This is a genomic window from Methanopyrus sp., assembly GCF_053997775.1.
Genome location: NZ_JBMXXF010000010.1, coordinates 25,417 through 47,117, shown reverse-complemented (window position 1 = coordinate 47,117; position 21,701 = coordinate 25,417). Strand labels below are relative to the sequence as shown.

Annotated in this window: 14 protein-coding genes and 1 tRNA gene; 11 read left to right on the top strand and 4 right to left on the bottom strand. The window is 70.7% G+C overall.

The genetic code is table 11. The features are described 5' to 3' along the window. Window position 1 precedes the first annotated feature (1 nt). Entirely contained in the window at window positions 2–2,497 is a 2,496-nt protein-coding gene (locus ACXJJV_RS01930) for a DNA-directed DNA polymerase (RefSeq protein WP_456466488.1), read from the top strand. Between the two features lie 7 nt (window positions 2,498–2,504). Next, the gene (locus ACXJJV_RS01925) at window positions 2,505–4,145 is read left to right on the top strand and encodes a radical SAM protein (protein WP_456466487.1); all 1,641 of its coding nucleotides are present in this window, start codon (window positions 2,505–2,507) and stop codon (window positions 4,143–4,145) included. A 4-nt stretch (window positions 4,146–4,149) separates the two neighbouring features. On the opposite strand, the gene ACXJJV_RS01920 is transcribed toward ACXJJV_RS01925, so the two are convergent. Further along, window positions 4,150–9,537 (bottom strand): cobaltochelatase subunit CobN, encoded by a 5,388-nt coding sequence (locus ACXJJV_RS01920; protein ID WP_456466486.1) that lies wholly within the window; start codon window positions 9,535–9,537, stop codon window positions 4,150–4,152. A gap of 66 nt (window positions 9,538–9,603) precedes the next feature. Here ACXJJV_RS01920 and ACXJJV_RS01915 point away from each other — a divergent pair, with 66 nt between their 5' ends. Together ACXJJV_RS01915 and ACXJJV_RS01910 are read left to right on the top strand one after the other, a co-directional pair. Then, a complete protein-coding gene (locus ACXJJV_RS01915; RefSeq protein WP_456466485.1) occupies window positions 9,604–11,163 on the top strand; it encodes a prenyltransferase/squalene oxidase repeat-containing protein in 1,560 nt (519 codons plus the stop codon). Window positions 11,164–11,342: 179 nt separating this feature from the next. After that, complete coding sequence (locus tag ACXJJV_RS01910; protein WP_456466484.1) at window positions 11,343–12,863, top strand: hypothetical protein; 1,521 nt, start codon at window positions 11,343–11,345, stop codon at window positions 12,861–12,863. A 58-nt stretch (window positions 12,864–12,921) separates the two neighbouring features. On the opposite strand, the gene ACXJJV_RS01905 is transcribed toward ACXJJV_RS01910, so the two are convergent. After that, on the bottom strand, window positions 12,922–13,731 hold the full coding sequence (locus ACXJJV_RS01905) for a hypothetical protein (RefSeq protein WP_456466483.1): 810 nt from the start codon (window positions 13,729–13,731) through the stop codon (window positions 12,922–12,924). A gap of 31 nt (window positions 13,732–13,762) precedes the next feature. Between ACXJJV_RS01905 and ACXJJV_RS01900 the strand changes: the two genes are divergently transcribed. The 5 genes from ACXJJV_RS01900 to ACXJJV_RS01880 are packed head-to-tail and all read left to right on the top strand — an operon-like array spanning window position 13,763 to window position 18,496. Continuing rightward, on the top strand, window positions 13,763–15,160 hold the full coding sequence (locus tag ACXJJV_RS01900) for a Mur ligase family protein (RefSeq protein ID WP_456466482.1): 1,398 nt from the start codon (window positions 13,763–13,765) through the stop codon (window positions 15,158–15,160). A gap of 3 nt (window positions 15,161–15,163) precedes the next feature. Beyond that, window positions 15,164–16,711 carry a hydantoinase B/oxoprolinase family protein gene (locus ACXJJV_RS01895; RefSeq protein WP_456466481.1) on the top strand — a complete coding sequence of 516 codons (1,548 nt, stop codon included), beginning with the start codon at window positions 15,164–15,166 and terminating at the stop codon, window positions 16,709–16,711. Next, window positions 16,708–16,995: a MazG nucleotide pyrophosphohydrolase domain-containing protein gene (locus ACXJJV_RS01890; protein ID WP_456466480.1), complete on the top strand. Its 288-nt coding sequence runs from the start codon at window positions 16,708–16,710 to the stop codon at window positions 16,993–16,995. The genes ACXJJV_RS01895 and ACXJJV_RS01890 overlap by 4 nt, the downstream gene beginning before the upstream one ends. A gap of 8 nt (window positions 16,996–17,003) precedes the next feature. Next, window positions 17,004–18,107 (top strand): amidohydrolase family protein, encoded by a 1,104-nt coding sequence (locus ACXJJV_RS01885; RefSeq protein ID WP_456466479.1) that lies wholly within the window; start codon window positions 17,004–17,006, stop codon window positions 18,105–18,107. Then, on the top strand, window positions 18,107–18,496 hold the full coding sequence (locus ACXJJV_RS01880) for a universal stress protein (RefSeq protein WP_456466478.1): 390 nt from the start codon (window positions 18,107–18,109) through the stop codon (window positions 18,494–18,496). The genes ACXJJV_RS01885 and ACXJJV_RS01880 overlap by 1 nt, the downstream gene beginning before the upstream one ends. Here the strand turns inward: ACXJJV_RS01880 and ACXJJV_RS01875 are convergent. Further along, window positions 18,493–20,094, bottom strand: a complete 1,602-nt coding sequence (locus ACXJJV_RS01875) for a tRNA uridine(34) 5-carboxymethylaminomethyl modification radical SAM/GNAT enzyme Elp3 (protein ID WP_456466477.1) — start codon at window positions 20,092–20,094, stop codon at window positions 18,493–18,495. The genes ACXJJV_RS01880 and ACXJJV_RS01875 overlap by 4 nt on opposite strands. A 29-nt stretch (window positions 20,095–20,123) precedes the next feature. Here ACXJJV_RS01875 and ACXJJV_RS01870 point away from each other — a divergent pair, with 29 nt between their 5' ends. Together ACXJJV_RS01870 and ACXJJV_RS01865 are read left to right on the top strand one after the other, a co-directional pair. Then, on the top strand, window positions 20,124–20,636 hold the full coding sequence (locus tag ACXJJV_RS01870) for a metalloprotease (RefSeq protein ID WP_456466476.1): 513 nt from the start codon (window positions 20,124–20,126) through the stop codon (window positions 20,634–20,636). 45 nt (window positions 20,637–20,681) lie between these two features. Beyond that, window positions 20,682–20,759: transfer RNA gene (locus ACXJJV_RS01865), tRNA-Thr, on the top strand. Between the two features lie 41 nt (window positions 20,760–20,800). Here ACXJJV_RS01865 and ACXJJV_RS01860 read toward each other — a convergent pair. Then, on the bottom strand, window positions 20,801–21,658 hold the full coding sequence (locus tag ACXJJV_RS01860; RefSeq protein ID WP_456466475.1) for a PP-loop family protein: 858 nt from the start codon (window positions 21,656–21,658) through the stop codon (window positions 20,801–20,803). Window positions 21,659–21,701: the final 43 nt, after the last annotated feature.

The window sequence follows — 21,701 nt, the reverse complement described above, 5'->3', positions numbered from 1 at the left end:
CGTGCTCCGGAGCGTGTGGGTGGACTACTCGCGCAAGGGCAGCCCCGACGTCGTCTTCGTGGGTCGGCGCCGGGACGGGGAGCCCGCGGCCCTGGTGGTGAAGGGCTTCCGGCCCTACTTCTACGTGGAGGCGGAGGAGGGGTTCGACCCGGGTCGGCTGGAGGGGCTGTCGGGCGTCGTCGAGGTGCGGGAGGTGGAGCGCCTGCACCCGTACTCCGTGGAGGATCGAGTCAGCCTCTACCAGGTGCTGGTCACCTACCCGAAGGTCGTGCCGAGGCTCCGGGAGCGGGTCAAGGAGCTGGACGGCGTGCGTGAGGTGTACGAGGCGGACATTCCCTTCGTGCGCCGCGCGGCCATCGACCTGAACGTGCCGCCCGCGTCCGAGATCGACGTTGACGGGCTGAGGGAGGGCTCGTGGTCCGGGCTCCCGGCCTACTTCGCGGACGCGGAGGAGGCCCGCGAGCTGGAGCACCGACCCTACCCGCTGGACGAGCTGGTGGTGGCCAGCTTCGACATCGAGGTGCTGGCCGAGCCGGGGTCGACCACGGAGGGCTCGGCCGGACCGGTGATCGCGATCAGCTTCGCGTACCGGACGCCGGACGGCGAGCGCGGGAACTACGTGTTCACGTGGAAGGGGGAGGAGGCGGAGTTCACCGTGGACGGCGTGGAGACCCGGGTCGTCGTCTGCGAGTCCGAGGCCGCGATGCTGCGCGAGTTCGTCGAGCGGTTCCGTCGGGTGGACCCGGACGTGGTGTTCACGTACAACGGGGACGAGTTCGACCTCCCGTACCTGAAGCGGCGGGCGGACCGGCTGGGGCTGGACGTGGGCCGGCTCGCCCGACCGCCCGGGAAGCGGGGCGTGATCATCAAGCCGGGCGCGGCCCGGCGGGCTTCCGACATCTTCGGGCGGGCGCACGTGGACCTGTACCACACGGCGCAGAAGAACCTCAAGCTGGAGCGGTTCACGCTGGAGGAGGCCGTCCGCGACGTGCTGGGGGTGGAGAAGGAGGAGCTGGAGCTGGCCGAGATCAACGAGGCCTGGAAGCGCGGGGACCTGGAGCGGTTGTTCCGGTACTCGGCCGAGGACGCGCACTACACGCTCGAGCTGGGCCTGGAGCTCGCGCAGGTTGAGCTGGAGCTGTCCTACCTGACCCGGCTGCCCCTGCCGGACGCCGTCCGGTTCAGCTTCGGGCAGCTGGCCGAGTGGCGGGCGCTTTACCGGGCCCACCACGAGGGGATCCTGGCCCCGAACAAGCCCTCCCGGGACGAGTACGAGCGGAGGCGCCGGGAGGAGTACAAGGGCGCCATCGTCTTCGAGCCGAAGATCGGGCTGCACGAGCACGTCGTGTGCGTCGACTTCGCCAGCCTGTACCCGAACGTGATGGTCCACCACAACATCTCCCCGGACACGTTCGACTGCGACTGCTGCCCCGAGGTCACGGTCGAGGAGGCCGACGACCCCACCGAGGCGACCGTCGCCCCGGGCGTGGGACACAAGTTCTGCCGGAGGCGGGAGGGGTTCTTCCCCCGGCTGGTGAAGCGCCTGATCGAGCGGCGCCGGGAGTACAAGGCCCGGCTGCGCGAGGTGGACCCGGACGAGGAGCCCGAGCGGTACCGGCTCCTCGACGTGCGTCAGCAGGCCTACAAGGTCCTGGCGAACAGTTACTACGGCTACATGGGCTGGGCGAACGCGCGCTGGTACTGCCGGGAGTGCGCGGAGAGCGTGACCGCCTGGGGCCGGTACTACATCCGCGAGGTCCGGAGGATCGCGGAGGAGGAGTACGGGCTGAGGGTCGTGTACGGGGACACGGACTCCCTCTTCCTGAAACTCCCCGGGGCCGACCTCTCCGAGACGATCGACCGGGTGAAGGAGTTCCTGGAGGACGTGAACCGGCGGCTGCCCGTCGAGCTCGAACTCGAGGACGTGTACGAGCGCATCCTGTTCGTGACCAAGAAGAAGTACGCCGGGTACACGACCGACGGCAAGATCGTGACGAAGGGGCTCGAGGCCGTCCGCCGCGACTGGGCCCCCATCGCGCGGGAGACCCAGCGCCGGGTACTCGAGCGCATCCTCAAGGACAACGACCCCGACGCGGCCCTGAAGGAGATCCACCGCGTGCTCGAGCGCCTGCGCTCCGGCGAGGTGGACCTGGACGAGCTCGCCGTCACCTCCCAGCTCACGAAGAAGCCCTCCGAGTACGTCCAAAAGGGGCCCCACGTCCGCGCGGCCCAGCGGCTCGCCCGGTACCTGGGCACCGAGCCCGAGCCCGGCACCATCGTCCGCTACGTGATCGTCCGCGGTCCCGGCAGCGTCAGCGACAAGGCCTACCCCGTCGAGCTGGCCCGGGAGGAGGGCAAGGAGCCGGACATCGATTACTATATCGAGCACCAGATCCTGCCCGCCGTCGAGCGCATCATGAAGGCCCTCGGGTACTCACGGGGGCAGATCGTGGGCGAGTCGACCGCCCAGAAGACGCTCGACCAGTTCCTGGGGTAACCCCCGCGTGCGGGTCGCCATCGTCGACGGGTACACCGACGAGCCCGCGGGACTCGGCGTCCCACCCTACCTCGGCACCCACCCCCGGTACGCCTACGGGGCCGCCCGGGCCGCCGGCGCCTCCGAGGTCCGCTACGTTCCCATCGAGCGGGTGAGGGAGGGGAAGGTCGACCTCGACCGCTTCGACGTGGTCGTGGGCATCTGCGGCGTGCACACGCCGGGCCGGTACCTCGGCGCCGAACCCGCGGACCTGAGCGAGATGCTCGAGATCCTGCGGGGCACGGACGCGATCACCGTCCTCGGCGGTCCGGCCGCCCAGTCCGGCCACGGCCGGATCGGGGGCGAGCCCCCGGAGACCGAGATCGAGGGCGTGGACCTCGTCGCCACCGGGGACGTCGAGGCGGTCGTGCACGACCTCGTCCGCGAGGGCTCACCCGAGGCCGTGGACCCGGAGCGCGAGCGCACGATCGAGGAGCTCCGGGAGTACGCGGTCAAGGGAGCCCCCGCCGCCCGCGAGCACGTGGACTACCCCGACGCCGTGATCGCCGAGCTGGAGACCTACCGAGGCTGCCCCCGGTACCTCACCGGCGGCTGCTCCTTCTGCACGGAGGTCCCGAGGTACGGGAAGCCCGAGTTCCGGCCCCCGGAGCACGTCATCGAGGAGGTGAAGGCGCTCTACCGGGTCGGCGTACGACACTTCCGACTGGGCCGGCAGCCGTGCATCTACTCCTACCTGGCCCGGGGAATCGGCGAGACCGAGCGTCCCCGACCCAACCCCGGGGCCCTGCGCCGCCTGCTCCGCGGGATCAACGCGGTCGCCCCGGACCTGCTCACGCTCCACGTCGACAACGCCAACCCCGCCGTCATCGCCGAGCACCCGGAGGAGTCCCGGGAGGTCACGAAGCTCCTCGTCCGGTACGGGACGCCCGGGAACGTGCTCGCCTTCGGCATCGAGACGTTCGACGAGCGCGTCGCCAAGCGCAACAACCTCAACGTCCGATCCCGGGAGGAGGCGTTCCGCGCCGTCCGCGTCGTGACCTCGATCGGCCGCATCCGCGGGTGGAACGGCCTCCCGTACGTGCTTCCCGGGATCAACCTCGTGTGCGGACTGATCGGCGAGGACCGCGAGCGCTACCGGACCGACGAGCGCGCGCTGAGGGAGCTGGTGGAGCGAGGCCTCGTCGTCCGGCGCATCAACGTGCGCAACGTCGTCCCCTTCCCCGGCACGGAGATGGAGCGGCACGGGACCCGATGGCTCGAGCGGAACCGGGAGCGGGCGGTCGCCTTCAAGCGGTTCGTCCGGGAGGAGATCGACCCGAAGCTGCTCCGCCGCGTCGCCCCGAAGGGGACCGTCCTCCGGCGCCTCCGCGTGGAGCCCCGTAAGCCCGAGTTCGCCCGGCAGATCGGCTCCTACCCGATCGCGTGCCGGCTGGTGGCCGAGCGGAGGCCCGGGGAGTGGATCGACGGGCTCGTGGTGGGGCACGGGGCGCGCTCCGTGGAGGTCGTCCCGCTACCGATCCGCAGGGAGGACGGGCCGGACACGCTCGCCCGGCTCCCCGGGGTCGGCCGAAAGGAGGCGCTGGACGCGTTCCTGAGGGGGCGCCGACCGCGCGTCCCGTACGCCCTACCCGGCTGGTTCGAGCTCTGATTCATCACCACCTCGGCGGTTTCCCGGTCATCTCACGGCGTTTCCAGAGCGCCCCCACCGACAGGGCCAGGAGCGTCAGCATCAGGGCCAGCACCCACTCCCAGATTCTCCGGGGCGGCGTGGAGGCGGTACCCGCCCGACGCATCGCGCGGGCGGCCTGAGCCCTCGCCCGCTCGTGGGACAACCGGCCTCGAGCGGCCTTAGAGGGTCTGGAGGCGGTCGCCCGAGACCCGCCGGACGGGGCGGCGGTGGCCGGGGATCCGGCCGCGGCCCGGACCACCGGTCGGGCCCCGCGGAGCGAGATCGTCCGGGCGGACCCTCCCCGGCGCCCTCCGGTCAGCCCGACTCGGCCGGTGGGGTTCCTCGCGATCGCGTACGTGGTCCGGGCCAGCGCGGTGGCGGCCCTGGCGACGTTGGAGACGGCCCGGTGGAGGGCGCGCGCGGCGCTGGCGGCCTGGGAGGCGCTGGCGTGGGTGATCGCCCGGGCAAGGGAGCGCACGGCGGTCGTCGCGGCCCTCAGGGCGGTTCGGAGGGTCCGCCTCGGGCTGACCCGGGTGGGTTGGGCGCCCCCGATGGCTCGGCCCGATGGGTGGCTACGGGTCGTGACCCTGGTCGCCGGGGATCGGGGACCGGGTCGGGGAGGTGAGGGGGCGGGGGCGATCGTGGTCGTCGGGGCCGTGGGGGCGGTGGCGGCGCCGAGCCGAGTGAGTTCCCGGATGTCGCGGACGATCTCCGGGTTGTCCAGGGCCTGGTAGGCGGCCACGATGTCGGGGAGCAGCTGCTGCACGTCCGGGAGGTTGAGGGCGGCCGCCACGTGCTGGACGTAGGCGACGGTGCTCGGGTTGGGGCTCGTGTGGTGGCAGGTGGAGGGTCCGTACCGGGCCGTCACCCGCGCCCAGGCCCGGACGACCTCGGCCAGGGTCTTCCGGTCCGGGTGCCACAGGCCGGTTCGGGCGGCCTCGACGAGCCAGGACAGCGCGGACTGCACGTTCGCCCAGCCCAGGGCGGTTCGGGGCCGGTACCTGCCCAGCATGGTGACGACCGTGCGGGCGACCTGGGTCAGCAGCACGTCGCCCACCGAGCGCGCCTGGCGCATGGTGGAGAGGACGCCGATGAGGTTGCCGAGCCGCTTCTCCACCTCGTGCCAGCCCACGTCCGGATCGTGCGCCATCAGCGCGCGCCACCAGCTCGGGCTCAGCAGCTCCGAGCGGGTCTCGATGGAGAGCCGCTCGGCCAGGCTCTGCACGCTCGCCGTCATCGGGCTCCGGGCGACGGTGAAGTACACCAGCGGCTCGCGACCGCGCAGCCGGCGGACGTAGGCGGCCATCCCGCCGACCCACGAGTAGTAGTCGTTGACGTCGATCACGTTGAACGCGTTCACGATCTGGTCCACGACCACGTCCACGGTCCGCGACAGCGCCCGGAAGACCCGCAGCGCGGGCACCGCCGCCCGGTAGCCGGTCAGCTCGTCGAGCCGGACCTCCGTCCCGTCCGGGGCCTCGACGATGAACGCGTACGCGACGCGGGACTCGAACGATCGCACGATCGGCTCCGTCAGGCGCCGGTCCAGGTCCCCGGACCCGGAGACACCCAGCCCGCGCGTCAGGCTCGACCACCCGAACTCGATGACCCGGTTAACCCCGGTCCCCTGCGGGTCACCCGGGGGCTCCCCGAACACCCGCGTCGCGGCGAGCCGCTCGTCCACGCCCTCCCGCACGAGCTCCAGGTAGTGCTTCCTCGGGTAGTTCCACTCCGGCGGCTCGTCCAGCCGGCAGACCATCCGGGAGGCGAGCGCCAGCAGTCGGACCAGCGGCTCGATCGACGTCATGACCGCGGTGCAGAGGGCGATCACGTCGATCCGCGGCCTCCGCACGGGGACGCCGTTCACCCGGACCGTGAGCCGGTCCAGCGGGATCACCCGGAGTCCCACGACCCGCCCGGTGCCCGGGTCCCACACCGGCTTCACACCGAGCAGGTAGAGGACCTCCGCGATCCCGAGGCCCCCGGAGGTCAGCTCGTGGGCCGCGAACAGGACCACGGTGACGGTCTCCGGCCACCGGTGATACGTCCGGTAGTACCGGGCGAGCAGCTCGTCCACGAGCCGCCGGGCCACGTCCCACGCCTCCGGGGTGGGCAGGGTCTCCGGATCGAACGGCACCCCGTTGCGCCCGACGGGGAAGGCCCGCGGGTTCCACAGCGGCTCCCCGAGCCCGCCCGTGGGCACGTGCCCCCCGGTCAGGAACGTTCGGAGCCCCTCCAGCTCGTACCAACCGGAGCGGAGCACGTGCACGTACTCCCGGTACGCGTCCGCGAGCATCTTCACCAGGTCCTCGTCGTACTCCCGGGTGACCTTGACCATCCCCTCCGAGGACAGCGCCTCCGAGAACCGGTCGAGCAGGGTTGAGTACACCCAGGGCTCGTGCAGGATCTGATCCGCCCGGGAGAGTAGGTCCGCGTCGTCCTTGAGCTCACCCTCGTCCATCAGGCGCACCCACTCGTCGAGTCTCCTCACCAGCGCCGGCTCGGAGAGGACCAGCCGCAGGAACCGCTCCAGGACCCGGATCGAGGCCTCCCTCAGCCGGTCGTACAGGTCCGGTCGCTCGTCGAGGAGCCGGTACACCTCCTGCAGCGTGGCCTTGCCCGCGAGGCCCGACACGACCGCCAGGTACGGGACGAAACGCGGGGCGTACACCATCACCGCCTCCCGCAGCGCGACCTCCGGCGGCAGGTCCTCCCCCAGGACGTGCAGCCCGTAGAAGCAGGCCTCACCCCGCAGGCTGAGCAGGTAGTCGTGCAGCTCGCTCAGGAACTCGTCCGGGTGCTCCAACGCCCACCGCTCCGCGTCCCTCGGGGGCGCCTCGCCACGCTCCTGGAAGATCGCGCGCACGACCTCCTCCAGCAGGCCCAGCCGCTTGGCCTCCTCCACGATCCGCCGCAGCACCTCCCGCTGGACGGTCGGGCTGCCCCCGTACGCCGAGGACGCGACGTACTCGGACCAGAGCCGCTCCAACCGCGCGTACCGCTCGAAGTCCCGGAAGTACCCGGTCGGCGGGGACGGGTAGGTGATCAGGACCGCGCCGCCCCGGTACTTGGCCAGCAGCGCCTCGCCCGGGTTCGAGACGATGTAGAAGTACCCCTGCGGGACGTCCGGCAGCAGCAGGTGCGTCCAGTCCGTGACCGTGAGACCCCGGTCGTGCCCCGGCAGGAACTCGAACGTCCCGTGCGTGCCCACGTACACCACCGCGTCCGCCCGGAACACGCGCCGGATCCACCCGTACGCCGCGATGTACTGCCAGTGCGGCGGCAGCGTCCGCGAGTGGTACGTGACGGACGTGCTCGACCAGCCCCGGGGCGGCTGCAGGACGATCGCCACCTTCCCCACCACCAGGGCCGGGACCAGGCACCGACCCTCGTAGACCATCAGCCCCCGGTTGTCCGACGACGACCCCCACAGCTCCCGGAACGACCGCAGCATCCCCTCCACGACCCGGCGCGCCCGCTCGTACCGGGCCGGATCGCACCTCCGCACCAGCTCCAGGTACCGCTCCAACCGCGACACCACGTCCTCCCGGAACCACCGCTCCACCACGCCCGCCGGGACCAACTGGTCCGACGAGACCCGACCCAGCGTGACCTCCTCACCGTCCACCCGAACCCGCACCACGCCCCGCTCCACCACCACCTCCACCCGCGTCCCGTCCACGCTCGTCGACCACTCCGCCCGACCCCCCCGATACAGGCGCACGATTCGACCCAGCTCCGGCCGACTCCACGGACCCACGTTCACCAGCAACGCCACCGAGCGCTCCGGGTGGCGCGGGTCCACCCCGGCGGCGAGCGCCTCCAGCGCCACCGCGAGCGCGTCCTCCCACCGCCTCGCCCGCTCCGGATCCTCCCGGTACCAGGACCACAGGCGCGCGAAGAACGGGGTGGCCGGGCCCAGATCGAACCCCCACGCGGCCAGCGCGGCCAGCAGGCGCACCAGGCTCCGCGGCACGTCCAGGTACGCGGCCCCCAACCCCGAGCGGCCCGGCGGGTAGCAGTAGACCACGAGCGCCACCCGCTTCTCCCGGTTCGGCAGCCTCCGCAGCCTGAGCAGCCGCTCCACCAACCCCGCCAGATCGTCCAGCGTGCCCGGCAGCAGCCGCGGGCCCTCAGGCGAGTTCAACCAGAGTACGCGGAACCAGAACCCACCCTCCCGCTCCGAGCCCAGTTGCACCTGGTACGTCCACTCCAGCAGCGGCCCCGCCAACTCGCCCGCGTACTCACCCACGCTCATCCGCTCGTCGCCCAGGAACGGGAAGACCACCTGCACCAGCGGCGCGTTCAACCGGGACAGCACGTACTCCGCCGGCCGCGGGAAGTCCAGGGTGAAGGCCCGAAGGCTGACCACCGCCTCCACCCGCTTCCCCAGCTCCCAAAGCCGATCCAGCACCATCGCCGGCGTCACGAGCCCGAGCCCGCAGAACACCCCCACCGCCCGCGCCCCGTACCGACGCGCCACCGCGTCCAACCGGTCCACCACCGCCTCCACGACGCGCCTCACCGGCGTCATCAGGTACGCACCGTGCGCGAGCACCACCACCAGGTCGTCCGGCAGCCCACGGAGCACATCACCCAGCCGGGTCACGGCCTCACCGAGCGCCTCCGCCACCCACCCCGGCAGGTCCCGGGACACCCGGGGCTCGTAGACGATCAGGCCACGATCGCCCCGCTCCAGCCGGGACAGCCACCGCCGGAACGCCCCCTCATCCACCCGCACCTCCAGCGACCGATACCCCAGCCCCGGCACGTACACCGACAGCGCCACCTCACCCAGGTGCCGGGGCGGCACGACCCGCTCCGTCGGGTACCGGGGATCCGCCAACCAGGCCAGGAAGGAGAGCAGGGCCCGCGCGTCCCCCGAGTGCAGGCACAACCACACGTGCGCGACCACGGCGTCCGCCACTCCCGGTCGCCCCGCCACCCCGGCCAGCCGACCGCCCCGGATCACGGCGGCGGAGCGCTCGAGCTTCTGATGCACCACCAACACGATCGGCACCCGGCGCGAGACCAGCCGGGCGAGCGACTGGAGGTCGGGAGCGGGCCCGCCCAGCCGCCCGGAGAGCCGCTCCGCGAGCACCCGGGGCACGCCGCCCATGGCGTCGATCACCAGCACGTCGGTGCGGGACAGCTCGCGGTCCACCACGTCCCAGGGGATCCTGGAAACGTCCTCCGGCTGCTTCGGGACCGGGTAAACGCTGACGGATACCCCCGCCTCACGGGCCGCCTCGTGCACCCCGGTCAGCGGCGCGTTCGTGAACAGGACCACGTGAACGGCGCCCACGGGCCCGCAGAACGGCGAGACCAGCGCCACCAGCGATAAAATTAAGCGAAACACTTTTACAACCAAGTTCAGGGACCCCGCGCGGGAACGGCGTTAACCGCACCTAAATAACGGTTTAGGGGGAGGCCGCGCGTGAGGCGGCTGATTCTCGCCCTCACCGCCGCCCTCTGCCTCGCGGGGGCGGCGGCCGCGCACCCGGCGAACTGGGGGCCGGTCATCGACAAGGCCGCGCGCTACTGGGTGGCCCTCGACGAGGCCAAGAGGCTGTCCCAGCAGGCGAAGGAGGGCGACCCGCGGTACTACCTGTTCCCGGGCAGGATCCAGCTGCACGCGTCCAAGGAGTGCGTGTACTGGACGGCCAAGTACGGTCACGCGAGGTGGGAGTCGTCCGGCGAGGTGATCTACGGGACCTACTCGGCGCTGTCCTCGATCTACGCCGCGCTGCTGAGCGGAGAGGCGCACGTCAAGGACTGGCCCGAGCCCTACCGGTCCCGGATGGCGACCGCGGTGACCACCGCCCTCGCCAAGCTCCTATCGCTGCAGCACAAGGACGGCGGCTGGGGCTGGAAGGTGGTTCTATCCTCGGGCAAGACCCGGTTCCCATCCGGCAAGGGGCACGTCCTGAGGACGGCGCAGATCCTGGCCGACGTGGTGATCCCCGCCCTGCGGCTGAACATCCGGGAGGTCACGCTGAACGGCGCCCGGTACGACGTGGCCAAGTGCGCGCAGGCGGCCGTGCGGTTCCTCCTCGACCAGCAGCTGGAAGACGGCGGGTACAGCGCGAACCGGACGTGGTCGAAGACGGAGGACCCGCTGTACACGGGCCAGGCCCTGCGGGCCCTGTGCGAGGCCTACCGGTACCGGGACCTGATCGGACTGAGCGAGGCCACGGTGAACCAGATCAAGCGGGCGATCCGGAAGGCCGTGCAGTGGCTCGAATCCCACCAAAACCCGCCGAACAGCGAGGAGGGACCGAACCTGTGGAGGATGGAGTCCGCCGCGATCATGGGCTCCCGGTACGCGCCGCCCTCGGAGGCGACGATCCTGCTCGGACTGATCGACGCGTACTCCCTCGCGGACGAGCTGGGCCTGGACAAGAACAAGCTGGCCGACTGCATCAACCGGGCCCTGAAGGCTCTCGTGGACTGGGCGGCTAAGTACCGGAGCGCCTCGGTGGTGCAGTTCGACGGCAAGAAGGCCGTCGGCTGGGCGTACTCCAGCACCCGACTGTCGGGCGTGGGCCCGTACGTGCTCCACACGGCCCGCGTGCTCATGGCGCTGACCCTCGCCCGGCGGCTGGGGCTGGGGGACGACGCGATACGGGAGCTCAACCGGCTCGGGGCGACGATGGAGAGCGAGCAGGAGTGGCTGTACCGTGAGTGCGTGCAGTACGACGGGCTGGCCGCGTTCCCCTACCCGAACCGGGAGAACTTCGAGCGGGTGGACGCCTCCTCGCAGATGTACGGCACCCTCTGCGCGGTGGCGTTCTCCCACCCCGAGGTGTTCCTCCAGCGAACCACCGCGGACGTGCACCGGCTGATCCCCAACGTCGGCGCGACGGAGCGGGGCGCCAGCGAGACCGGCAAGGGCGGTGGAAAGACCGGTGCGAGGGGGACCCGGGGAACCCACGGGATCCCGGTCCACCCGCTGGCGGTGGCCGTCGCGCTGGCCCTCCTCCGACGCCGGCGCTAGGCCCCCGCTTTTTCCCGCCTCTTCTTCCCCGCAATCTCCCCGCCGGACCGATCCCCTGGCTGATTACTAAACCAATTTTTATTGTTACCAAAGACGTGTTAACCTAGGTTCACCGGTTCGAACCGATTCTAATCTTATTATCAGTAAAGGACGGCGGCGTCCCCGGGGGGTCCACCCACGTGAGACCCCTGGCCGTGCTCCTCGCCGCCCTGACGGCCCTGATGGGGCCCGCGCTGGCGGAGGAGGAGAGCTTCAAGGTGGCCGTGGTGCTGCCGTACCACGGCAGCTACGACCCGCACTGGGTGTACAAGGCCCACCAGCTGCCGGAGAAGCTCCAGGAGTACCTGTCGGCGACCTTCAGCGAGGGCTACGACATCAAGGTGTACCCGGGCGAGTTCGAGACGTTCGGTGTGACCGAGGTCACGCTGCAGGGCGGCAAGACGTACGAGATCCACCAGGAGTCGATCCGGACGGAGGAGGAGACCCTGGAGACGGAGTTCGGGTACGCGCTGAAGCAGGCGGCGCAGTTCACGAACAAGGGTAAGGACGGGCTGATCGTGATCCTGCCGGCGTTCCTGAACCGGGGCGGTCAGCACCAGGGCGTGGAGATCCCGGAGCTGATCGAGCGGGTGCTGGTGGAGGACCAGAAGGTCCCGAGGTACGCGTACGTGTACCAGCAGTTCGGCATCGCGTCCTGGGACCGGCAGGACGACCTGGGCGTCGTCCCGGAGCTGATGTACGGGAACGTCAAGGAGGAGGAGAAGAAGCGGCTGGTGAACATCTCAGACTCCAACCTGCAGAACCTGCTGAGTGGCATCCAGAACCCCACACTAGGGGATCTGATCAATAAGGTCAAGGACGAGCTCGGACTGCTGGTGATCGCGTTCGGCACGCTGAGGGTCAGCTACTGGCAGGACTACAAGGCGAACATCGAGTACGTGCTCAAGCGCCTCGCGGAGAAGCTCGGGATCGATCGGAGCAAGGCCAAGTTCTTCGCCTTCAACAACCCGGAGATCGGGCCGGAGAAGTGGGAGAAGTCTCGGTGGTCCATTAGGTACGACAACTTCAAGCAGGTGATGCAGGAGCTGAACAAGGCCGGCGTGAAGTACGTGCTGGTGGTTCCGTACCTGACGGTGACGGGGATCACGGACCGGAAGCTGTTCGAGGGTAACCCGAAGCAGGGCGAGCCGAACGTGTACGACTACAAGGAGGCCATCCTGAGGCACTTCAACGCGCAGCTCGCGGCCGAGACCCAGGCTGACAAGGAGCAGTACACGTACGTGCAGGATGGTAAACGGAAGAGTGCGACGGTCTACATCAACACCCGCATTTACAAGATCTCCAAGGATCAGCTGGGCACGAGCGATGACATGTACGTCATCTACGTGCGGCGGGGCGTGCTGGACGCTCCGAACGCCGTGGAGGCGGTGGCGAAGGTGCTGGCGAGCTACATCTCGCTGCAGCTGCCGGCGTGGCGGCACCGGTACGAGACGCTGAAGGAGCTGGAGGGTGGCGTCTCGTCCGTGAGCCGGGAGGTGCAGCAGGTGAAGCAGCGGGTGGAGGGCCTGCAGGGTCAGGTGAAGGGTCTGGAGAAGCGGGTGAGTAAGCTGGAGAGGCGGGGTGGTAAGAGGGGCAAGGGTCCGGTGCTACCGGTGCTGGCGCTGGTCGCGCTGCTCCCGCTGGCGGCGCGCCGGCGCTAGCCCTCTCCTACGCCCCCTCTCGAATCGTTACGGGTCTTGTAACGGTTGGCGTGGGGGTTCATGGGGCCTCGGCGAGTTCGTAGGGGTCGTGGTGGACGCGGACCTCGCGGCCGGGTCCGGTGAGTTCGAGCTCCGGGGCGTAGCCGAGGGATTCGAGGTCCTCGTAGAGGGGGAGGTGGCCGGAGAGGTCGCAGATCTCGGCGTTGAGGGCGCCGGCGAGGTGGGCGGCGGCCTTGACGGAAACGGCGCTCTCGAGTTCGGTGAGGATGGCGATTTTCAGGCCCTGTTCGCGGGCCTTGCGACCGAGGAGGATGGTGTCGAGGAAGCCGACGCGTTGGACGGTGAGGGCGACGCCGTCGGCGGCGTCGAGGGCGTGGAGTTCGTCCTCGGTGCGCACCTTGACGTACACGGGGACGTCGGCGTCGAACTCGCGGGGGGTGAGCGCGATGACCTCGGCGTCGGTGGCGGCGCGGATCTCCTCGAGGGTGCGTTCGTTGGGGTGGTCGGGGAAGTCGAGGAGGATGGTGTCGAAGTCGAGGGTGGAGATGGCGGTGGCGTGGGGGGTGTCGGCGGGGATGCGGGCGGTGGTGTAGCCGGCGGTGAGGCCGTGCTGGGCCTCGCGGGGGCCGTCCTCGGGGTGGAGGCGGAGGGCGGATTGGAGGGTGCGGGGTTCGCCGCCGAGGATCTCGGTGAGGGGTAGGCCTTCGGAGCGGGCTTCGGCGTCGAGGATGGCCATCTCGTGGGCGGTGGTGGGGTCGTAGCCGAAGCCGAGGCCGGGGGTCCCGTCGGGGGTGTGGACGCGGCAGAGGTAGCCGGTCACGGGGCCGGCGGCAGCGTTTAAGGTGAGGCGGCGGGTCTCGGCGGTCAAGGCGGCCTCCCCGCCCGTGGGGGTGAGGGGTTTGAGTCGGGTTATAGTTGTCGGAGCGGGGAGCGCGGGTCGGTCGGTCGCGCGGTTGTTGAACCACGTGGGGTGCGAGGTGGTGGTGAACGACGTGCGGGAGTGGGAGGAGTTCACGTCGGAGGAGCGGGAGTACCTGGAGGTGTTGGAGCGGGAGGGGGTGGAGGTGGTCCTGGGGGGGCACGATCCGGGGCTGTTTGAGGCCGCGGACGCGGTCTTCGTCTCGCCCGCGATCCCGGAGGGTGCGGAGGGGCGGCGGTTGGCGGAGCGGGTGCCGGAGCGGATCACGGTGCGGGACGTGGCGGAGGTGTTGGGGAGTCTCTTTCCGGTTCCGGCCGTCGGGGTGACGGGGACGAACGGGAAGACGACCACTACCTGGGCGATCGCGCACCTGTTGGAGGCGTGCGGGTACGACGTGTGGCGGTGCTCGTCCCTGGATCGTCACCTGGTGATCGAGGCGCTCGTGGAGGGGGTGGTGACGGGGGAGGTGGAGGGGTACGACGTGGCGGTGGTGGAGCTGCCGCACGGGACGATCCGGCTGGCGTCGGGGATTCGGCTGGACGTGGGCGTGCTGACGAACGTCGCGCCGGAGCACTTGGACGAGTTCGGGGGGTCGTTCGAGCGGTACGTGCGTCGGAAGCTGACGATCGTGGGGATGAGTGAGACGGTCGTGGCGGGGTACGACTGTCGGGAGCTGCGGGAGCGGTTGGAGGGGGCGGTGTGGTACTCCGTGCGGAGTGGGGAGGCGGACTACTTCGGGCGTCGGGTGGACGGGCGGTTGGTGGTGGAGGGGCCGGGGTGTCGGGTGGAGGCGGGGTTCCGGCTGCTGGGTTATTACGTGGAGAACTGCACGGGGGCCGTGGCGGCCTGCCTGGAGTTCGGGGCGGACCCGGAGGGGGTGGAGGAGGGGCTCGATACGTTCGAGGGCGTGCCGGGTCGGATGGAGTTGGTGGGGGAGTTCGCGGGGCGGGTCGCGTACCTGGACGCGGCGCACAACCCGGAGGGTCTGCGGGCGAGCCTGCCGCCGTTCCGGGGGTTGGCGGAGGAGCGTGGGGGTCGGTTGCTCGTGAGCGTGGATAACCCGGACACGGTGACGGAGCGGGACAAGCGGGAGTTTGGGCGGATCGTGGGGGAGTTCGCGGACTTCGTGGCAGCGAGTGGGTTCAACGAGACGTTGGAGCGGCTCGACATGGACGCGGCCCGGGAGGTGGTGCGCGGGGCGGAGGAGTCGGGCTGCGAGGGGGTAGCGGTGCGGTCGGTGGAGGAGGCGGCGCGGGAGGTCGCGAGGCGTTCCCGGGAGGGGGACGTGCTGCTGCACGTGGGTCCGGGGGTGGTGAACGCGTACGAGCGGGTGCGGCGGGCGTTCCTGCGCGGGCTGTCCGGGGTGCTGGGGGGTTAGGGGTTGCGCCGGGAGGTGATCCGGCAGGGGTTGATCTACGCGTGCGAGGAGATGGGGGCGCACCTGCGTCGGAGCGCGTTCTCGCCCAACATTCGGGAACGGGAGGACTTCTCCTGCGCGGTGTACGACGCGGAGGGGGAGCTCGTCGCGCAGGCGGAGCACATCCCGGTGCACCTGGGGTCCATGCGCTGGGCCGTTCGGGCGGTGCTGGAGGAGTTCGATCCGGGGGAGATGGAGCCCGGGGACGCGTTCCTGGTGAACGACCCGTACCGGGGCGGCACGCACCTGCCGGATCTGACCGTCGTCGCGCCGATCTTCCACGAGGGGGAGCCGCTGGGGTTCGCGGCGGTCCGCGCGCATCACGCGGACGTGGGTGGGAAGGCGCCGGGGAGCATGCCGCACGATGCGGAGGACGTGTACGCGGAGGGTCTGCGGATCCCGCCGGTCAGGCTGGCGGAGGGTGGGGAGCCGCGGGAGGAGTTGCTGCGGCTGATCGAGGCCAACTCGCGCGGGGGACGGGAGCGGCGGTACGACCTGCTGGCGCAGCTCTCCGCCGCGCTGTTGGGCTGCGAGCGGGTGGGGGAGCTGGTGGAGGAGCACGGGGTGGAGGCGTTCCGGGAAGCGTGCGAGTGGGCGAAGGAGTACGCGGAGCGGCGCATGAGGCGGGCGATCGAGCGGCTGCCGGACGGGGAGTATCACGGGGCGGATCGGCTGGAGGGTGATGGGGTCTCGGACGGGGACGTGTGGATCAAGGTGACCGTGAGCGTGGAGGGGGACGAGATCACGGTCGATTTCTCGGGGACGAGCGAGCAGGTGGACGGGCCGGTCAACGCCCCGTTGCCGGTGACGTACTCGGCGGTCTTCTTCGTGCTCAAGGCCGCGCTGGACCCGGGGACGCCCGCGTCGGAGGGGGCGTACCGGCCCATTCGCGTGCGGGCCCCGGAGGGGACGGTGGTCAACCCGCGCCCGCCGGCCCCCGTGTGCGCGGGCAACGTGGAGACGTCGCAGCGCATCGTGGACGCGGTGCTGGACGCGCTGCGGGGGGCGATCCCCGACCTGCCGGCCCACTCGCACGGGTCGATGAACAACGTGGCGATCGGGGGCCCGGACTTCGCGTACTACGAGACGATCGGTGGGGGCGCGGGGGCCTCCCCGGAGCGGGACGGGGAGAGCGCCGTGCACGTGTACCTGACCAACACGGCCAACACGCCGGTGGAGCACGTGGAGCGGGAGTACCCGATCCGGATCCTGGAGTACACGGTCCGTCGGGGGAGCGGTGGTGCGGGGGAGCGGCGGGGCGGGGACGGGATCGTGCGCCGGTACCTGGCGCTGGAGCGGTGCCGGGTCACGGTGCTGGGGGACAGGGTGGAGCGGGGTCCGAGGGGGGCGGAGGGCGGTGAGCCGGGCGCGCCCGCTGAGTACTTGGTGGAGCGGGCGGACGGGTCGGTGGAGCGGTTGGGGTCGAAGGATTCGACCGTGCTCGAGCCGGGTGACATGCTCGTCGTGAAGACGGCCGGAGGCGGTGGGTACGGGCGGGTGGGAAAGGCATGAGGATCTCCGAGTTTCAGCGGTTGATGGACGAGATTTACGGGGAGAAGGATCGGGAGCGGGGCCCGGAGCGGACGCTGCTCTGGCTGGTGGAGGAGGTGGGGGAGCTGGCGGAGGCGGTGCGTCGCGGGGACGAGGAGGGGATTCGAGAGGAGCTGGCGGATGTGATCGCGTGGGCCTTCTCGCTGGCCAACGTGGTCGGGGTGGACGTGGAGGAGCTGCTGAGGGAAAAGTATCCGGGGAAGTGCCCGAAGTGCGGGCGGAAGCCCTGCCGGTGCGGCGAGTGAGGGATGGGGTGATCACAGCGGACCTGGGGTTGGTGGGTGAGGGTCTGGAGCCCTACGCGCCGGTGACGGTGGAGGTGCGGGACGGGGTGGTTCGTCGGGTCGAGGAGTGTCGCGAGCGGGGTGGTCGGGCCTACGACGCGCTCCTTCCGGCCCCGTTCAACGCCCACGTTCACGCGGCGGATTGGGCGTTTCGTCACGCGGGTCTGGGCCGGCCGCTGGAGCGGGTGGTGGCCCCGCCGGACGGGTTGAAGCATCGGCTGTTGAGGGAGGTGGACGAGGGGGAGCTGGAGGGGGCGATCTCGGGGTTTCTGGCGGCGTCGTTGCGGTTCGGCTGCCCGGGCGTGGCGGACTTTCGGGAGGGTGGTCCGGAGGGGGTGCGGTTGGGGCTGAGGGCGGCGGGCCGGGTGGGGTTTCCGGAGTACGTGCCGATGGGTCGTCCGGGCTCGTGGGAGCCGGAGCGGTTGGAGGGGGAGCTGCGGCGGTTGCGGGCGGTGACGGAGTTCGTGGGCGTGCCGGACGTGCACCTGCCGGGGGAGGCGTTGGAGGCGGTGCGGGACTCGGGGCTGCGGGTGTTCGTGCACGTGAACGAGAGCTGGCGGTCGGTGCGGGAGTGCGTGCGGGAGCACGGGGTGACGGAGCTGGAGCGGGCGGTGGAGCTGTTGGAGCCGGACGGGGTGGTGCATTGCGTGGTGTTAACGGGCCGGGATGAGGAGCTGCTCAGGGAGTTGGATCCCTTGGTCGTGCTCTGCCCGCGCTCGAACGAGTACTTCGAGCTCGGGGTGCCGGAGGTGGAGCGGCTGCGGGGGTTGAGGCTCGCGCTGGGCACGGACAACGGGATGTGCGTGGAGCCGGACGTGTGGGAGGAGGCCCGGTACGCCTGGCTGCGGTTGGGGATGCGGCCGGTGGACGCGCTGCGGGCGGCGACGGTGACGCCGGCCCGGTTCTTCGGGCTTCCGGTGTTGGAGGAGGGGGAGCGGTTGCGGGCGGTGGGGCTAAAGGGCGTGCCGGCGCTGGATCGGGTGGTGGGGGAGGGGTTGAACCGGGTGGTGGCTCACCTGCTGCAGGTGGTGAAGTTAGCCCGGGTGGAGGTGCTGCTAGGGGAGGGTGGTTGATGGCTCGGTACGTCGTGCTGATGGACGGTTCGGATCCCTCGTTTCGGGCGCTGGATTACGCGCGGGAGCGGACGGAGGACGTGATCGCGGTGTACCTGATCGACGCGCGGGCGTTCAAGGGGTTGAACGAGGAGATGGCGCGTGCGTTGAAGGAGTTCATGCGTCAGGAGGCGTCCCTGATCGAGGAGCTGGTGAGGCGGGAGTACGGGGCGCGGTTCGAGGTGGTGGAGGGGGAGGGTCCGGAGGCCGTGATGGAGTTCGCGAAGGAGGCGGGCGCCGACGCGGTGGTGGTGGGCGTGGGCAGCGTGCCGGGGTTCGAGAAGATCACGTTCCGGCGCGGGATCGAGGAGTGCGTGCGGGACGTGCCGGTGATCCTGGTCCCGGGTTAGCCGAGCTCCTTGCCCATGTACGGGCCCACGCGTTCGTAGCCCAGCCGTCGGTAGTACTCCCGGGTGCCGATGGCGCTGATCACGAGGATCCTCTCCGCGCCGAGCTCGCTCTCCGCGAGCTCCTCCGCCTTCTTCATCAGCCGCTCGCCGAATCCGCGGTGCTGCACCGCCTCCGAGTCCCTCTCGCCGAGGGGGACGGTGGGTCCGACGACCTTCAGCTCGCGCACGATGGCGGTCTCCGGGTCGACCTCGGGGCGGTGCGCGTGCTCCGTGGGCTTCCGTAGGCGTAGGTACCCGAGGATCGCGTCCGCCTCCGGGTCCTCGTAGGCCAGGAAGTAGTCGACGCCGCCCCGCCACGTCCGCTCCCGGATGATGCGCAGCTCGGCCCGCTCCGGGTCGATCTCGACCCCCTCGCGCATCCGGTGACCCGCCTCCCGGCACCGGATGCACCGGCACTCCCAGCCGCGCTCCTCCATGTACTCGTGGACGAGCTGCCGCAGGTTCGTCTTTCGAATGCCCGCCGCGGCCAGGTGCGCCGGGATGTCCCGCTGCACGCGCATGATCCGGCAGTACTCGGGGATGTACCGGCGCTTGGCCTCCGCGATCACCCGCACGGCCGTTTCCTCGTCGTACGGCTCGTACTCGCCCCGCTTCCACAGGTCGTAGAGGGGCGTGTCCTCGAAGACCATGCACGGGTAGATCTTCAGCATGTCCGGCTTGAACCGCGGGTCCTTGAACAGGCGCTTAAACATGCGAAGGTCCCGGTCGGGGTCGGACCCGGGCAGGCCCGGCATCACGTGGTAGCACACCTTAAGGCCGGCGTCCTTCAGGATCCGGGTGGCCTCGATCGTGTCCCGGACCGTGTGGCCCCGCTCGACGCGCTTGAGGATGAAGTCGTAGATCGTCTGCACGCCCACCTCGACGCGCGTGGCGCCCAGCCGGAGCATCCGGTCCACGTGCTCCTCCTTGCAGTAATCCGGGCGGGTCTCGAACGTGATCCCCACGGGCCGGTGCTCGGCGGTCTCCGCGTGCTTCTGCGCCTCCTCGATCGTGAGCGCGTCCTTGCCCGTCAGCGCGTTGAGGCACTCCCGCACGAACCACTCCTGGTAGCAGAGGGGCATGGCCGGGAACGTGCCGCCCATGACGATGAGCTCGACCTTGTCCGTCGGGTGGCCCGATATCTCCAGCTGGCGCAGCCGGGCCTCCACCTGTCGGCGCGGGTGGAAGTCGTGCTCCTTGGCCCGACGACCGGCCGGCTCCTTGCCCGTGTAGCTCTGCGGGACGCCCCGCTCCGGCCCGCCCGGGCAGTACGCGCAGCGCCCGTGCGGGCAGGGGTACGGCTTCGCCATCACGGCGACGACTGCCACGCCCGAGATCGATCGGACGGGCTTCTTCACCACGATCTCGCGGAGCTTCCTCCGCTCCTCGGGCGTCGCGTGCTCCAGCACGTCCGCGTCCGTCGGGAACTTGGACAGCCGATACTTACGGCAGACCTCCCGCTTCGCGTCCTGCAGCTCCCTCTTCGTCCGGATCTCGCCCGAGAGCATTTTTTCGATCAGCTCGCGGCAGGCCCGCTCGAAGGCCTCGGTCTCGGACAACGCGTCTCACCCCCGTGGGGTGGTCGGGGATGCCCGGGATCGCGAAGCTCGCGGGGACCGCGCTCAAGGTGGGGTACGGGTGGGGCAAGACCATCCAAACGTTGGGAATCAGCGCGCTCCTGCACTGGGGGATCTGGGGGCCGGTCGGGCTGGCGGTGGTGGTGGGCGTGTTCTTCCACGAGCTGGGGCACTACCTCGCCTGCCGGCTGCTGGGGGTGCCAGCGTCCGCCCCAGTGTTCCTCCCGCTCGGTGGGGCCTTCGTCGAGCACCTGCCCACCACGCCGGACACTGAGGCGCTCATCGCGGCGGCGGGCCCGTTCAGCGGGGCGCTCGCCGGGCTGATCCTCCTGCCGATCGTCCCGCACGGGGCCGCCTGGAACGCCGCGCTGCAACTGGCCAACCTGCTCCCGATCCCGCCGCTGGACGGGTCCAAGGTGCTGGCGGGGCTGAGGGTCACCTCGGCCCGCTCGCTCGCGGCCCTGGGGCTGGCCGCGCTGACCGTGCCGCTCTGCGCGGTGCCGGTGGCGCTCGTCCTCCACTAGGCACGCAACGTTTTTAAACGTGAGGGAGGGGCCCGGTACGGGCGCGCCGCGGCAGCTCAGCCTGGTTAGAGCGCGGCCTTGGTAAGGCCGTGGTCCCGGGTTCAAATCCCGGCCGCGGCTCCACCGGAAATCGTTACGATTCTCATAACGATTCGCGGGCCGGATCAGCGCAGGGAGGGAAACCGGTCCCGCCCGCACGCGACGTCGGCCAGCGCCATTCGGGCCAACCCCCGAGCCACGTTCTCCACGGCGAGCTCGTCCCGAACGCGGGCCAGCCGGCGGATCCCCTCCACGGCCTCCGCGGCCAGCCGGCGGGGGGAGTCGGCGTCCCGGTACCGCTTCGCGTGCGGGCACTCCGGCTCGACCCTGGGCAGGCTCAACCGCTCGCGGATCTCCCGGTAGATCCGGGCCGTGCGGAGCTCGCTGACCACGTACAGGGGACGGAGGAGGTAGGCGTCGTCCTCCTCCAGGTACTCCGCGGGCGGGAACGTGCCCGCTCCCCGGGCCCGGTTCGCGCTCATCAGCAGCGTCTCCAGCGCGTCCTCGGCCGTGTGCCCATACGCGACCCAGTCGTACCGCTCCGCAAGCTCCCGGCGGCGCAGGGCGGAGCAAACCTTGCACGGCGGCTTGTTCATCTCCTCCGCCAGGTCCTCCACGTCCTCGGACGGTCGCACGAACTTCAGCCTGTAGCCCAACTCCTCGGCCATCCGCTCCAGGTCCCGCCGATACGGGCGCCAGATCTCCACCCCGCAGACGCGCACGTCGACGGTCACGAGCCGCGCCTTCGCGTCCCACCCCTCGAGGAACGGTCGGAGGGCGAGCGCGCAGGTGAAGCTGTCCTTGCCCCCGCTGAAACCGATCGCCAGGTCACCCTCGGGCTCGCCGAACGCCTCGGAGACCGCCTCCAGCACGGCGGAGACGTTCTCGTGGACCCTCCGGTAATCCTCCCCGTACACGGAGTTGGGGGCGAGCGGCCTCGCGTCCCAGGACACGGTCAACCCTTTCAGCCTCGTGACCCGCACGGGCCGTCCCCCTCGGCAGCGGTCTCCCCGATCATCCCGCCCC

Coding starts and splice junctions, on each gene's coding strand:
- ACXJJV_RS01870 (WP_456466476.1), top strand. CDS start 20,124: ATGCCCGGGATCGCGAAGCTCGCGGGGACCGCGCTCAAGGTGGGGTAC.
- ACXJJV_RS01880 (WP_456466478.1), top strand. CDS start 18,107: ATGGCTCGGTACGTCGTGCTGATGGACGGTTCGGATCCCTCGTTTCGG.
- ACXJJV_RS01890 (WP_456466480.1), top strand. CDS start 16,708: ATGAGGATCTCCGAGTTTCAGCGGTTGATGGACGAGATTTACGGGGAG.